Origin of the sequence: Luteolibacter sp. LG18 (genome assembly GCF_036322585.1) — a bacterium.
GTDB lineage: Bacteria > Verrucomicrobiota > Verrucomicrobiia > Verrucomicrobiales > Akkermansiaceae > Luteolibacter.
This window is the reverse complement of sequence record NZ_AP024600.1, coordinates 2,225,626-2,238,777: the sequence shown is the minus strand read 5'-3', so window position 1 is coordinate 2,238,777 and position 13,152 is coordinate 2,225,626. Positions and strand designations below refer to the sequence as shown.

The following is a 13,152-nucleotide window of genomic DNA, read 5'->3' as shown; positions in this document are numbered from 1 at the left end:
TCGTCATGCGGCGATCCGCCCTCCGACGCCTGCATCCATTCCTGCAAACTTACCGCCGCGATCGCCCGCTCAACGGTCGCATTTTCGGCCACAATTTCCGGCGTTTTTTGCGAACGGTCCGGGCGGTGGAAAACCACCAACCCGCCAGCCGTGATCAACAACGCCAAGAAAACCCACGGATACCCCCTCCGGATGACTTTCATGAATGCCTCATACTTCAGGCATGCTAAATTTGTCGATCACATCGTTCCTTGCGGGAGTGACAATGGCGTCTTAACGCTCCCGCATGCCCGGCCTGCGAACGATCCTGCTGCTCTGCATTTCGAACGTCTTCATGACCTTCGCGTGGTACGGCCACCTGAAGGAACTGAAGAGCAAGCCATGGTGGATCGCGGCCTTCATTTCCTGGGGCGTGGCCTTGTTCGAATACCTCTTCCAAGTCCCCGCGAACCGGATCGGTTCGCAGGTGTTCACGACCGCTCAACTCAAGATTATCCAGGAGGTGATCACACTCACCTTGTTCGTGCCCTTCGCGGTCTTCTTCATGAAAGAGAAGCTCTCCTGGAACTACGCCTACGCCGGCCTGTGCCTCGCGGGCGCGGTGTTCTTCATGTTCCGGAAGTGAGGACGATGATGGCTGCTCCGCCAATGTAGTCGAAAGCTCCGCTTTCGAATCGTCTCCGCCAGCTCCAGTTGGCGGTGGGCAGGGAGGCCGAAGTATCTCCCCCGAAGAGGGAAAGCGGAGCTTTCAGCTACAATCACCTCGTCGGCGCCGCCATCTTCACCTCGCTCCACTCCCTGATCCCGATGAGCGGCTTCGCGAATCCGGTGGTGGCCGCTTCGTCCGGAGTATCGAGAGCGCGGTAAACCTCCCACACCGGCTTCTTGCCGAGCGGATCGCCCTGTTCATCCGGAAACTTCCGCAAGCCGATGCGCAGTCCGCCCTCGGCGCGGTTGTCGATCCAGTTGTGGTAATCGAACACCTTGATCGTGGAGAGCGGCTTGAGCTTGTTCCAGGCATAGGCCATCCCCGCCGCCTGCTCGCGCAGGGAGACCTCCGAGTAATCACGTGAATTCACCCCCTGCTCGGTGAGATGGATGTCCCGCGGCTGCCCTTGGAACAACATCTCCGGACGCCGCATCCATGCGTCCAGCACCTCCAGGTTCTTGTAGGTGATTTTCGGCGTGTCGAATGAAGCGGTGGCATCCTTGTCGTTCCACGCCTTCGGCTCCATTAGGTCGGAGGGATAGGGATGGAACGCGAGCGCCCATTCGAAATCGCCCTCGGCCCGGCATAGCGCAGCGATGAGTTCCAGCATCGTCTTCCCCGGATAACAGTGCAGGCCATACGGCTTGTTCCAATCGTGCTCAAGCGAGACAAACACCTTCGACGCCGGATCATGCTGGGACGCGATGAGGTGCACGATCCGCATCGAGCGGACATAGAGATCCGTGTAACGCTCCACCGTCTGATCGCCCGCGTTCGTCCAGATCCATCCCGAGTTCACCTCGTTGTGCAGGATCCAGTGATGGATGCGGCCAAAGCGCTTGTCCGGACGACTGTATCGGGTGGCGAGGAAATCCACGGCCGCCGCATAAGTCGCCACGCCTTCCGCGGTGGTCACATTCGGCATCGTGTAGATGCCCGCCGGATCGGCCTCGGGATGAACCATGCGCCGACCCACCTCGGGATCGGCGAAGCCCCTGACCTGAGGCAGCAGCAGGATGCCGGAGACAATGAGATGACGATCCGCCGCGGCCTTCAACGTGGCATCGAATCCCGCCACCGTGCGGTCATCCACATACCACGTCTTCCCGCCATGTTGAAACTCCGTCCGCCCCGGTCCGGGCGTGAGACGCAGCAAGGTGCCGAGCGGCAGGTTCACCGTGGCCGAGCCAACCCCCAACGCGGCGATGTCCTCCACCGGTCCGCCATGATGGAAACCGCCGATTCCCTTCCTGCCCACTGGCATTTCGACCGGAGGCGCGTCGCCCGCCACGACGCTGTCCGCATGGCGCGCGGTGGACACCGGAGCGCCATCACCGACCAGCCGCCATTTCGAAAACATCCGGTCGAGACCGCCTGCCATCCGCGGCAGCTCCAGATGAAACCGACGCCGCTCATCCAACTGCAACTCCAAGCCCGGCGCTGGTGGCGGATCCAAATAAGCCTCACGCTCCATCGGCAGCTCGGCGATCGCCACCTTCGCGATCCCCGGGGCCACGTATCCCTCGATGACCACCTGCTGGTCCACGATGGTCACGTGATCGATGACCGACGCATAAGACGCGGCAAGGTATTGCTTCAGCCGGTCGGTGAGCTGCTGCCGCAACCGCGCCTTCTCCTCGTCCTGATCGCGGCGCGCGATCTCAGCCGCGTTCATCGGACGCAGTGTCAGCGAGCGCAGCCGGATCACCTTGTCCGGCTGCGTGCCGAAATCGAGGCGCAGGTTCTTCGGCGGAGCCCCCGCCTTCTTCAACGCGGGCGCGAGATCCAACGACTGCGTGGACCACCCTTGCGCGGGCACGATCCCTGCCCCTCGCACGCTGGTATCCTCCCGGCACGGCGGATTCACGAACACCTGGAAATGGTCCGTGCCGGTGGTGCTGAAATACCCGAGCTCCAGCACCGTGCGCCCCTCCGCCGTCGCACCCGGCGGCAGGGCGGAGAGGAACACATAGGGATCGTGGCCCTGGGTCCGCAATTCCCACGAGCCGTCGTCCGCCTTCGTGATCGCCAGATGGTGGGCGCTCGCGGGATCGATGGCACAAGGCACATCCGCCGCACGCGCTGTGAGGCACAGCGCGGCGGCGATCACGAGCACACCCGGGAAAACCTGCATCCGGCGGCTACGGGGCGTATGCGGCCCGGATTTCAACCATCACGCCAGCGCCTTGAACGAAACTTCCTGGAGCACCTTGCCATCGAGATCCTTCATCGTGAACTTGAGCGCGCTCTTGTCCGCGGTTCCCTCGATGAACGTCGCGGCCTGTGGCTTCGGACCACCGCCGACGAGCTGGGCATACGGAAACTCCTTCGTGCCCGGGATCCACGCGGTCTGGTGGGTGTGGCCGGAGACCACGATCTGCGTCTTCCACTGCACCAGCACGTCATGCCAGGCCTCGCGGCTGAAGCGGCTGAAATCGTCGTAGCCACCGCCCGCGTAGTCCTTCGGGTTCTCCTTCGTCCAGCGTAGCGGGATGTGGCAGAACACGACCCGGTAGGGTGCGTCCCGGAACTCCGGCTGCTGGATCACCTGCTTCATCCATTCCGCCTGCTGCACCCGCAGCAGCTCGAAGGCCACGCGGCCACCGAAGCTGGGATGGTCGTCCGGCTTGTCCTCGCCGGTGTGCAGGCAGATGAAAGCCACCGGACCACTGCGGAAGGCGTAGAACGGACGGTCGCTCGGCGTGGCGATGATCTCGGGCATCTTGAACGCCCACTTCCCGCGGACGTCGTGATTGCCCCACACCACGAACATCGGTCGGCCTTCGCTGACGTCCTGCCCGGCGGGGCTCAGCAAGGTCGGCGCGAGCCACTCTTCCTTGTCCCAGTTGTTGCAGGTGTCGCCGTTCCACAGCAGGAAATCGGCGGCCGGGGTGGCGGTGTGGAGGCGCTTGAGGGTTTCCTCGTTCTGGTGGGTGTCGTTCCAAACGACGAACTTCGTCGTGGCGGCCTTGCCATCGAGCGGGCGGAAATTCTTCCACGGGCTTTCGTCGCGCGTCTTCGCGGCATCGCCGGACTCGGTCACCGTGCGGACCTGGTACGTGGCCCCCGGTTTCAGGCCGGACACGCGCACCCGCACGATGCGGTCGCCCTGCGGCACGAAGCCGTAGGCATCCTCGTGGGCCTTGCCGGTGGTGCCATCCGAGCCCTTCCACTCCACCCAACCGCGGGCGAGGCGGCTCACCGCCCACACCACCTCCAGGCCATCCGCGCGCGGGGCCATGTGAACCGCCGCCGTGGTCCGCAGCGCCTGCGCCGGGGTCTCCGCCGCCGCTGGAGTTTCCGCCGCACGGGTCAACCCCGCCGCTCCAGCCACCACTCCACCCGTCACACTGCCAAGAAATCCACGTCGCTTCATAATCGGAAAATTACGTGTCTGAAACGTCACCGTCCCCAACATTCTTGCGGGTTTGCGACTTTGAAAGAAAGCGTGGGCGTTCTGCCAATCCGGGCACCGTTGGAACTTGGCAACCGCCGCTCCGGACGGAAATCTCCCGCCGTGACCGCCGCCGCCCAAGGATTCTCGATGCCCGCCGAATGGACCCGCCAGCAAGCCGTGTGGCTGTCTTGGCCCGTGGACGACCCGCGCCACTGGGGCGGTAGCAAGCGCGACCTGATCTGGGCGAAATTCGCCGAAATCGCCGCCGGGATTTCCCGCCACGAACCGTGCCGGATCAACGCCCCCGCCGCCGACCATGCCGCGATCCGCGCGGCATGCAACCGCGCCAAGGCGGTGCCCGAGCATATCGAACTGTTCGACCACCCGCACAACGACGTCTGGTGCCGCGATCACGGCCCGATTTTCGTGAAGCACCATGAAACCGGCGAACTCGCCGTGACCGATTGGGGCTTCAACGCCTGGGGCGGCAAGTTTCCGCCCTACGATCTCGATGACTCGATCCCGCGTCAGATCGCGGACACCCTCGGCCTGCGCCGTTTCGAAGGCGGCATGATCCTCGAAGGCGGTGCCATCGAAATCAATGGCCGCGGCCAGCTCCTCACCACCGAGGCGGTGCTGCTCAATCCGAACCGCAACCCGCACCTGAGCCGCGAGCAGATGGAGCAAAAGCTCCGCGACACCCTCGGCGTGTCCGACATCCTCTGGCTGAAACAAGGCATCGAAGGCGATGACACCGACGGCCACATCGACGACCTCGCGCGTTTCGCAAACGAGAAGACCATCGTCGCCTGCCGCGAAAAGGACCGCTCCTCGCCGAACTATCCGGTGCTGGAGGACAACTGGAGCCGGCTGAATTCCTTCGGCTTCGACGTAGTGGAAATCGCCCTGCCGGAAGCCTGCGAGGTCCCCGGCTGGCGCTTGCCGGTGCTGCCCGCGTCCTATGTGAATTTCCTCATCGTGAACGGCGGCGTGCTCGTCCCCACCTTCCGCCAGGCCCGCAACGACGACCGCGCGCTCGGCCTGATCCGCGAGCTCTTCCCCGGCCGCGAGGTCACCGGCATCGATTGCCTGGATCTCGTCGAGGAAGGCGGCACGCTGCACTGCATTTCCCAGCAGCAGCCCGCTTCTGGCCTCTGAGATTTGAGATTTCAAATTTGAGCTTCCCCCTTCCCGCGATCGCGTGGGTATCCAACGGCCGGAAAAGTGGTAGTCTTCTCCTGTCGCCCGGTTGATCCCCAACGCGACAAACTCCCCCCAACCCCAAGTTCGATCGCCCGCTCCGCAGCGGACGGCCCGGCCCGGAAGCCGGGGGAGACACCGATTTTTCGCCAGCGCGGCTTCCGTCCCAAAGCAGAAAACACGCTGGTGCTCCCCCCGAAGAGATCGTGCCGCTCCGGACTTTTGATGGACAGCCTTTGCACACCGGAGCGGCTCTTCGGCCCCCTTTCCCCCGCTCGCCCGCGGCCTCTCGTTTCCCTGTTCCTCCGCCAGGCCGCATGCTAGGAAGCACCTCGTGCCCTACGTGCCGGAGATCCCGTGGCTGAAAGAAACGCCGCACGCCCACAAGTTCCTGATCGGCGTGTCCGGTGGCGCGGACTCCGTTGCCCTCCTCCACCTCCTGCTCGGCGCGGGCTTCCGCAAGCTCATCGTCTGCCACCTCAACCACGGCCTGCGCGGCCAGGTCGCCAATCTCGACGCCGGTTTCGTGGCCGAACTCTGCGCCGCCCACGGGCTGGCTTGCGAGATCGACACCCAGGACGTCGCCGCGCTGGCGGAGGCGTCCGGGAAATCCTTCGAGACCGCCGGCCGCGAGGCCCGCCACCGCTTCTTCGCAGCCTGCGCGAAACGCCACCGCTGCCCGCGCGTGCTGCTCGCCCACCACGCCGACGACCGAGCTGAAACCGTGCTCTGGAATCTACTACGCGGATCGTACGGAGCGAAGGGCATGCGCGAGCACCAGAAGATCACCGTCGATGGCCGCGAGCTGGAATTGATCCGCCCGTTGCTCGGCGTACGCCGCTGGGAACTCCGCCGCCACCTCCACGAGCTCGACCTGCCGTGGCGCGAGGACGCCACCAACGCCGAACCGATCACCGCCCGCAACCGTCTCCGCCACGAGGCGATCCCGCAGCTCTCCCACATCAGCGGCCGCGATGCCGTGCCCTCACTGTGGCGCGCCGCCGACGCCGGCGAGGACCAGGACGAGATCCTCACCTGGGCCTTGGAGCGCGCCAAGGTCCTCGATCCCCAGGGCCGCCTCCACGTCCCCGCGATGCGCGAGCTCCCGCCCGCCCTGCAACGCGCCGCAATCTTCCGTTTCCTCCACTCCAACGGCGTCGGCGACCTCGACCGCGAGTTGCTCAAACAAGCCGCCGCGCTACTGGTTCCCGAAAACAAATCCGCCTGCGTCAATCTCCCCGGCGGCCGCCACCTGCGCCGCCGTGGCGGCCGGATGGTGGTCGAGTAGCACAAGCATTCCTGCTTGTGAGTGTGATGACTTCACCGCCCGGAGAAGTCGCAAATCCATCCCGGAGATCATTCCACTCTTTCTCGAAACTCTGGTCACCCGCCCATGAAACATCTGCTGCCCCTCGCCTTCGTCATCGGCACCACCCTCGCCAACGACACCAGCCTACCACCCGCCATCCCCGGCCCCGAGCCCCTCGGCGCGATCAAGGGAGAGGAGTCCGTGATCCGGATGGTCTCCGAGAAGATCGACATCACCTTCGGCAAGCACCAGTCGAAGGTCCATTGCCGCTTCGTCTTCCGCAGCACCAAGCCGGACGCCCCCGCCAAACAGATCGTCGGGTTTCCCGCCAGCGCCGTCTCGGATGACTACGTCGATGTCAGCAGCATCACCCAAATGACCACCCGCGTGGACGGCAAGGAAGTCGTCACCCAAAAGGAAACGGGTTGGTTCCAAAGCAAGGGGAGCGCTCCATCCGGCGGTCTCGGTGACGTTCCCCAGGGAGAGCCCGCTCCCAAGCCGGTCACCTACCATACCATGGAGGTCACATTTCCCCCGGATCGGGACGTGATCATCGAGCGCGACTACATTGCCGACAATGGAAGTTCGGTCCTTGGAGACCACACCTTCGATTACACCACGCTCAGTGGCGCGATCTGGCAGGGCTCCATCGGGCGGGCCGAGTTCACTCTCAACCTCGATGGTTTGACCGTGGACGATCTGGCCTTCGAGGACGGACCGCAAAAGCGCGACCCGCGCTGGCAAATGACCTTCTGCTCACCCAACAAGGAGTGCTGGAAAGTCGAATCCCCCACCAAGCTCACCATGGTCTGGGAAAACTTCGAGCCCGCGGTCCATAAGACCCGGCAGGGAATTTTCCTCACCACGTGGCGGAATCCCAAGGAGCATTGAAATCCCTCACGCGCACTTCGGGCACACGCCGAAGAATTCCAGCTCGTGATACAGGTTCTTGTACCCCGTCTTCACGCGGATCTCTTCCTCCAGCTCATGCACCGGGCACGGGGCCTTCACCGGCTCGATGGTGCCGCACTCGGTACAGATCAGGTAATCCTGGTGCCGCCCGGGCACGAGCAGGGTGAAGTAGGCCGCGCGTTCGTGCAGCCCGAGCCGCCGCACGAAGCCCTTCTCCGTGAGCCGCTGCAGCAGCCGGAACACCGTCGCCTTGTCGCACTGGCTGGTGAGCCGCTCCGAGGACGCCAGTTCCGCCAGCGTCATGGGACGACCGCTCTCCAATAGCGTGGCGATCAGCTCCTCCAGCGCCTTGGTGCGGCGCAGCCCCGCCTCCCGGCAGCGGTCGATGAAATCCTGGACCGTGACGGTGACGGGTTTCGCGGGATGGTGATGGTGGGCCATGGGCGGAAAGATCGACGGCAATCAGAAGAGCGAACCCTGCGGTTCATCCGGACGGGCGGGCGGCACCGGCAGCGGAGCGCCGATCTTGCCATACGCCGCGGGCAAGGCCAAGCGGCCCCGCGGGGTGCGCTGGAGGAAACCCTGCATGATGAGGAACGGTTCGTGGACTTCCTCCAGCGTCGCTGCGTCCTCGCCGACGGCCACCGCCAGCGAGTTCAGGCCGACCGGGTTGCCACCGAACTTGTAGATCATCGCCTCGAGGATACGCTTGTCCATTTCATCGAGGCCGTCCGCATCGATCTCGATCATCGCCAGCGCGGCATCGGCGATCGGGCCGGTGATGACTCCATCGCCTTTCACCTGGGCGTAATCGCGAACCCAGCGCAGCAGGGCATTCGCCACGCGCGGCGTCCCGCGGGCGCGGCTGCCGATTTCCCGGGCCCCGGCGGGCTCGATCGCGATGTCCAGCAGTCCGGCGGAGCGCTCGATGATCTTCGCCAGGTCCTCCAGCGAGTAGTAGTCGAGCCGGTTCACCAGCCCGAAACGCGAACGCAGCGGCGCGGTGAGCATGCCGGAGCGGGTGGTGGCGCCCACGAGCGTGAACTTTGGCAGGTTGAGTTGGATCGAGCGCGCGGACGGGCCGGAATCGATGATGATGTCCAGCCGGTAGTCCTCCATCGCCGGGTAGAGGTATTCCTCGATCGCCGGGTGCAGGCGGTGGATTTCGTCGATGAACAGGACATCGCCCTTCTGGAGATTCGTCAGCACCCCGGCGAGGTCCCCGGCCTTCTCGATCTGCGGACCGGAGGTGGTGTGGAGCTGGGTCCCCGCGGCGCGGGCGATCAGGTTCGCGAGGGTGGTTTTGCCGAGGCCCGGAGGCCCGGAGAGCAGCACGTGGTCGAGCACGTCGCCGCGCTGCTTCGCCGCCTCGATCATGAGCAGCAGCCTCTCCTTCACCTTCTCCTGGCCGATGAACTCGGAAAACGCGGGCGGCCGCAGCGAGACGTCGAACGACGTGGCGGGCGCGGCGGTGGTTTTCTGGTAGAAGGTCTCGGGCATCGGTGCCCCCGGATTTGGCACCATCCGAAGGACCGGGGCACGCCAAATCGCACGCCCGCCAGCCCTGCTCCAACCGCGGCTTTTTCAAACCGACCCATCCGCGCGACCGGATTTTTTGAAAAGAAACCACTTTACAAGGGATCGCTGCCGGGTAGTCTCCGCGCCCCGGCCCAATCCGGACCAACCTTTTCCCGTCATGAAAGTCCTCTCCTCGCTCGCCTCGATGAAGCGCCGCCACGCCGACTGCCAAGTCGTGCGCCGCAAGGGTACGCTCTACGTCATCTGCAAGACGAACCCGAAGTTCAAGGCTCGCCAAGGTGCGACCAAGGGCACCCGCCTCTCCAAGAAGGGCGTGAAGTAAGATCCCCGGCCCTCAAGGCCTGATCCAGTTTTCCAAGAAGACGACCTACGGGTCGTCTTTTTGCGTTGGAAGGAGTGGAGGCTTCAGCCGAGGAAGGTCTTTAGGGGGAGGCGGAGGCTCTGGAGATTTTAGCCCCAAAGAGGCGCAAGAAAGGCGCAAAAGGGAAGAGTGGGATATCGTGGAATGGGTTCCGCGTTGCCCATCTTTTCTTCCTGAAAACTGAACACTGAAAACCCGCAAACTTTCAGGCCTCCGCCTCCCGGAAGACCTTCCTCGGCTGAAGCCTCAACTCCTCGCCAACGCCTCCAACACCCGGCTCGCGGCGATCAGCCCGAAGGTCGCGGTCACCGGCGCGGCGGTGCCGTAGCCGCTCTCGCAGCTCAGTCGCAGGTTCGAACCCTGCGGCTTGTCCGTGGACACGCTGCCATCGCACTGCGGGAACACGGCGGCCTCCTCGGTGAACACCGCCTCGATCCCGAACTTCTTCGCCTTCTTGCCGGTGACGGCCTTCGGAAACCCGTGCTTCGCGCGGAGCTGCTTCCGCACCTGCATCAGCAGCGCGTCGTGGATCGTGTGCGCCACGTCCGCCACCCGGATCCGCGAGGGATCGCGCCGGCCACCGGCGGCCCCGCAGGTCACTACCGGAATCCCGCGCTGCTTGCACTCCGCGAGCAGCAGCGACTTCTGCCGCACCGTATCGATGGCATCCACCACGTAATCGAAGCCCTGCGACAGAATCTCCGCCGCGTTCTTCTCCCCGAAAAAGGTCGGCAGCACCTGCACATCGCAGGTCGGCGAGATCGCCCGCACCCGCTCCGCCATCGCCTCGGTCTTCTGCCGCCCCACCTGGCCATCCATCGCGTGGAGCTGGCGGTTCACGTTGGTCACGCAGATCTCATCGAGGTCCACCAGCGTGAGATGCCCGATGCCGGAGCGCGCGAGCGCCTCCACCGTCCACGACCCCACGCCCCCGATCCCGATCACCGCCACGCGGGCGGCACGGAAACGTTCGAGCGCGGCCACGCCATACAGGCGACCTATCCCGCCGAAGCGGAGCGAGTAATCGTCATCGGACACGCGGCTACCTAGCCCGCGATCACGCGCCGAGCAAGCAACGCCGCATGCCCTCCAGCACCTTCGCGCAGCGGTCGCGGTCGCCGCCCTTCACCTCGGCGGTCGCCCAGCCGGTGTAGCCGATGCCCGCCAGCGCGGCGCGCACCGCCGGCCAATCGATATCGCCCTCGCCGAGGTCCACCCAACCCTTCTCACGGCTCCAGTCCTTGCCATCGAGCTTCACGATCCGCTTGCCGAGCGTGCGGATCCATTCCTCCGGCTTGCCGAACTTCCGGTGGTTCCCGATGTCGAAATACGAACCCACCCACGGCGAATCGAAACGGTCGAGGTAGGCCGCGAGACGCTCCGCGCCCTGGGCATCCCCGCCGTTCTCGTCATAGAACATCTTGTTCCAAACGTTCTCGATCAGCACCCGGATCCCAAGCTCCGCCGCCAAGGGCAGCGCCCGCTGGATCACCGGAATGCTGCGCTCCACCGCCTCATCATGGCTCGTCTTTCCATCCACCACGCCGGGCACCAGCAGCACGGCGGAACCACCGACCGTATGGGACTCCCGGATCGCGGTGAGCAGCCCCTGGAGCGCCTTCTCCCGAACCTCCTCGGCGGGATCGGAACACCGGACTGTCCAGTGAATCGAATCCACCACCCCGTGGATCGGCAGGCCGGTGGCCTTCGAAGCGGCCAGCGCCTCGGCCTTGTCCTGCCCACCGGGCGAATCCAGCTCCACCCCATCGTAGCCGATCTCCTTCAGGATCCGGAACTTCTCCTCCAGATTCTTCCCGAAGGCGGCCATCCCGCATTTCAGGGCGATGCGGATGCGCGGCACCACGGGCTCAGCCCGCAGGGAACTCGCCATGGCGACGGAGGCCAGGCAACTGGTCTGGAGAAAACGACGACGATGCATGCGGAACGAAAGGAACGCCCCTCCTACGCGCCGCCGGCTACGGGTTCTTACGGAGCATTACAATCCCGCCAGCCAAAGCGCCGCGTGGATCTTGAAATCGAGCACGAAACCCTCCGCTTCCTTCGCTTTCAGCCAGGCCCGGAGCTCCGCGCGCGGCACCAGATGCACCGTGATCTTCTCTCCGGCCACTCCCCCGCCCTCATGCTTCTTCACCAGCCCGGTGGCGTGGAACAAGTGCGTGAATTCCGAAGTCATTCCCGCCGATGTCGGCGTGCGGACCAGCAATTCCACCGACGCCGCATCGTATCCGGTCTCCTCCAGCAACTCGCGGCGGGCCGTTTCCGCGAGGTCCTCGCCCGCGAATTCCTCTTCATCGCCAACGAGTCCCGCCGGAATCTCGATCACCGTAGACTGCACCGGAATCCGGAACTGTTCGATCAGGACGATCTCTCCCTCCGGCGTTTCCGCCAGAATGCCAACGCACGAATCCGTCTGCGGACGGCGCACGAAATCCCACTTGCCGATGCGGTAAACGCCCAGCCAGCGCGTGGTGAAAAGGGTCTCAGGGGTATTCATGGGGCAAGAAACAGTGGCGTGCCATCGTAACGGCGCTAACATTCCGCAGGCGATGTCCCGTCACGATTTCCAAATCCCACTCGTTTTCAAGCACCGCATCGTCTTCACCCGCGATGCGTTCTCGCCGGAGAACCCGGCACTCGGGGAGGTGCTGGCGGAAGGCGGCGGCCGCCGCGTGCTCGCGGTGATCGAAGCCAACGTCGCCGCCGCGTGGCCGAGCCTCGCCAAGAACATCCAGCGCTACCTGGACACCACCGGCCTCGATGTCCGCGGCGTGGACATCCTCCCCGGCGGCGAGGCCGTGAAAAAGGACGACGCGCTCGTCCATCGCGTCTGGGAACTCGTCGACTCCGGCCACATCGACCGCCATTCCTACCTGATCGTGGTGGGCGGCGGCGCCTTCCTCGACGCCGTCGGCTATGCCGCGGCCACCGCCCACCGCGGCGTGCGCCTCGTGCGCTTCCCCACCACCACCCTGTCCCAGGATGACAGCGGCGTGGGCGTGAAGTGCGCCATCAACCATTTCGGCAAGAAGAACTGGGTCGGCGCCTTCGCCGTGCCCTTCGCCGTGGTCAACGACTTCGCCTTCCTCCATTCGCAGGACGAGGAAATCCGCCGCGCGGGATTGATCGAAGCGGTCAAGGTCTCGCTGGTGAAGGACGCCTCGTTCTTCGACTGGATCGAAACGAACGCCGAAGCCCTCGCCGCCCTCGAGCCCTCCGTGCTCGAGACCTGCGTCGAACGCTCCGCCCTGCTCCACGCCCGCCACATCGCGGAAGGCGGAGATCCCTTTGAATGCGGCAGCAGCCGCCCGCTCGATTTCGGCCACTGGGCCGCCCACAAGCTGGAGGCCCTCAGCGGCTACCAGCTCGACCACGCCCGCGCCGTCTCGATCGGCCTGTCGCTCGACACCCTCTACTCCGCGAAGCGCGGCCTGCTCGCGCCCGAAGCCGCCGAGCGCGTGCTGCGCGTGGTGGAAGTACTACGCCTCCCGTTGTATCATCCCGCGATGGACCTCCGCGGTCCTGGCGGCAAGCGCCGCGTCTTCGACGGCCTGGAGGAATTCCGCGAGCACCTCGGCGGCCGCCTGACCGTCCTGCTGCTCACCGCCCCGGGCAAGGGCATCGACATCCACGAGATGGACGAAGCCCTGCTCGACGCCTGCATGGTGGAGCTGGAGGAACGCTGCGCCGCCCGGCATTGACCGGGG

At 65.0% G+C, this 13,152-nt stretch carries 13 protein-coding genes; 6 read left to right on the top strand and 7 right to left on the bottom strand.

Going from position 1 to position 13,152, the window contains the following annotated elements; all coding sequences use genetic code 11:
• Positions 1–286 precede the first annotated feature (286 nt).
• Positions 287–625: a DMT family protein gene (locus tag llg_RS09370; protein WP_338289593.1), complete on the top strand. Its 339-nt coding sequence runs from the start codon at positions 287–289 to the stop codon at positions 623–625.
• Between the two features lie 133 nt (positions 626–758).
• Here llg_RS09370 and llg_RS09365 read toward each other — a convergent pair whose 3' ends face one another.
• Positions 759–2,843: a DUF5722 domain-containing protein gene (locus tag llg_RS09365; RefSeq protein WP_338289591.1), complete on the bottom strand. Its 2,085-nt coding sequence runs from the start codon at positions 2,841–2,843 to the stop codon at positions 759–761.
• A gap of 39 nt (positions 2,844–2,882) precedes the next feature.
• Complete coding sequence (locus tag llg_RS09360; protein WP_338289590.1) at positions 2,883–4,085, bottom strand: metallophosphoesterase; 1,203 nt, start codon at positions 4,083–4,085, stop codon at positions 2,883–2,885.
• 141 nt (positions 4,086–4,226) lie between these two features.
• On the opposite strand from llg_RS09360, the gene llg_RS09355 reads away from it, so the two are divergent.
• The 3 genes from llg_RS09355 (at position 4,227) to llg_RS09345 (ending at position 7,506) form a co-directional block, all read left to right on the top strand.
• Positions 4,227–5,264 (top strand): agmatine deiminase family protein, encoded by a 1,038-nt coding sequence (locus llg_RS09355; RefSeq protein ID WP_338289589.1) that lies wholly within the window; start codon positions 4,227–4,229, stop codon positions 5,262–5,264.
• Between the two features lie 376 nt (positions 5,265–5,640).
• Positions 5,641–6,594 carry a tRNA lysidine(34) synthetase TilS gene (tilS, locus tag llg_RS09350; RefSeq protein ID WP_338289587.1) on the top strand — a complete coding sequence of 318 codons (954 nt, stop codon included), beginning with the start codon at positions 5,641–5,643 and terminating at the stop codon, positions 6,592–6,594.
• Positions 6,595–6,699: 105 nt separating this feature from the next.
• On the top strand, positions 6,700–7,506 hold the full coding sequence (locus llg_RS09345) for a hypothetical protein (protein WP_338289586.1): 807 nt from the start codon (positions 6,700–6,702) through the stop codon (positions 7,504–7,506).
• A gap of 6 nt (positions 7,507–7,512) precedes the next feature.
• On the opposite strand, the gene llg_RS09340 is transcribed toward llg_RS09345, so the two are convergent.
• Both llg_RS09340 and ruvB read right to left on the bottom strand, forming a co-directional pair.
• Entirely contained in the window at positions 7,513–7,968 is a 456-nt protein-coding gene (locus llg_RS09340) for a transcriptional repressor (RefSeq protein WP_338289585.1), read from the bottom strand.
• 21 nt (positions 7,969–7,989) lie between these two features.
• Positions 7,990–9,027, bottom strand: coding sequence for a Holliday junction branch migration DNA helicase RuvB (ruvB, locus tag llg_RS09335; protein ID WP_338289584.1), 1,038 nt, complete (start codon positions 9,025–9,027; stop codon positions 7,990–7,992).
• Between the two features lie 196 nt (positions 9,028–9,223).
• Here ruvB and ykgO point away from each other — a divergent pair, with 196 nt between their 5' ends.
• On the top strand, positions 9,224–9,388 hold the full coding sequence (gene ykgO / locus llg_RS09330; protein WP_211631125.1) for a type B 50S ribosomal protein L36: 165 nt from the start codon (positions 9,224–9,226) through the stop codon (positions 9,386–9,388).
• Positions 9,389–9,673: 285 nt separating this feature from the next.
• On the opposite strand, the gene llg_RS09325 is transcribed toward ykgO, so the two are convergent.
• The 3 genes from llg_RS09325 to llg_RS09315 are packed head-to-tail and all read right to left on the bottom strand — an operon-like array spanning position 9,674 to position 11,942.
• The gene (locus llg_RS09325) at positions 9,674–10,465 is read right to left on the bottom strand and encodes a tRNA threonylcarbamoyladenosine dehydratase (RefSeq protein ID WP_338289583.1); all 792 of its coding nucleotides are present in this window, start codon (positions 10,463–10,465) and stop codon (positions 9,674–9,676) included.
• 19 nt (positions 10,466–10,484) lie between these two features.
• Entirely contained in the window at positions 10,485–11,366 is an 882-nt protein-coding gene (locus llg_RS09320; RefSeq protein WP_338289582.1) for a sugar phosphate isomerase/epimerase family protein, read from the bottom strand.
• Positions 11,367–11,423: 57 nt separating this feature from the next.
• Positions 11,424–11,942, bottom strand: a complete 519-nt coding sequence (locus llg_RS09315; RefSeq protein WP_338289579.1) for an NUDIX hydrolase — start codon at positions 11,940–11,942, stop codon at positions 11,424–11,426.
• 52 nt (positions 11,943–11,994) lie between these two features.
• On the opposite strand from llg_RS09315, the gene llg_RS09310 reads away from it, so the two are divergent.
• The gene (locus llg_RS09310) at positions 11,995–13,146 is read left to right on the top strand and encodes a 3-dehydroquinate synthase (RefSeq protein WP_338289578.1); all 1,152 of its coding nucleotides are present in this window, start codon (positions 11,995–11,997) and stop codon (positions 13,144–13,146) included.
• Positions 13,147–13,152 lie beyond the last annotated feature (6 nt).

Bases quoted from the DNA above. Each gene is read 5' to 3' on its own strand.
- ruvB (WP_338289584.1), bottom strand. From the start codon at position 9,027: ATGCCCGAGACCTTCTACCAGAAAACCACCGCCGCGCCCGCCACGTCG.
- llg_RS09340 (WP_338289585.1), bottom strand. From the start codon at position 7,968: ATGGCCCACCATCACCATCCCGCGAAACCCGTCACCGTCACGGTCCAG.
- llg_RS09315 (WP_338289579.1), bottom strand. From the start codon at position 11,942: ATGAATACCCCTGAGACCCTTTTCACCACGCGCTGGCTGGGCGTTTAC.
- llg_RS09365 (WP_338289591.1), bottom strand. From the start codon at position 2,843: ATGCAGGTTTTCCCGGGTGTGCTCGTGATCGCCGCCGCGCTGTGCCTC.
- ykgO (WP_211631125.1), top strand. From the start codon at position 9,224: ATGAAAGTCCTCTCCTCGCTCGCCTCGATGAAGCGCCGCCACGCCGAC.
- llg_RS09345 (WP_338289586.1), top strand. From the start codon at position 6,700: ATGAAACATCTGCTGCCCCTCGCCTTCGTCATCGGCACCACCCTCGCC.
- llg_RS09310 (WP_338289578.1), top strand. From the start codon at position 11,995: ATGTCCCGTCACGATTTCCAAATCCCACTCGTTTTCAAGCACCGCATC.
- llg_RS09370 (WP_338289593.1), top strand. From the start codon at position 287: ATGCCCGGCCTGCGAACGATCCTGCTGCTCTGCATTTCGAACGTCTTC.
- llg_RS09360 (WP_338289590.1), bottom strand. From the start codon at position 4,085: ATGAAGCGACGTGGATTTCTTGGCAGTGTGACGGGTGGAGTGGTGGCT.
- llg_RS09320 (WP_338289582.1), bottom strand. From the start codon at position 11,366: ATGCATCGTCGTCGTTTTCTCCAGACCAGTTGCCTGGCCTCCGTCGCC.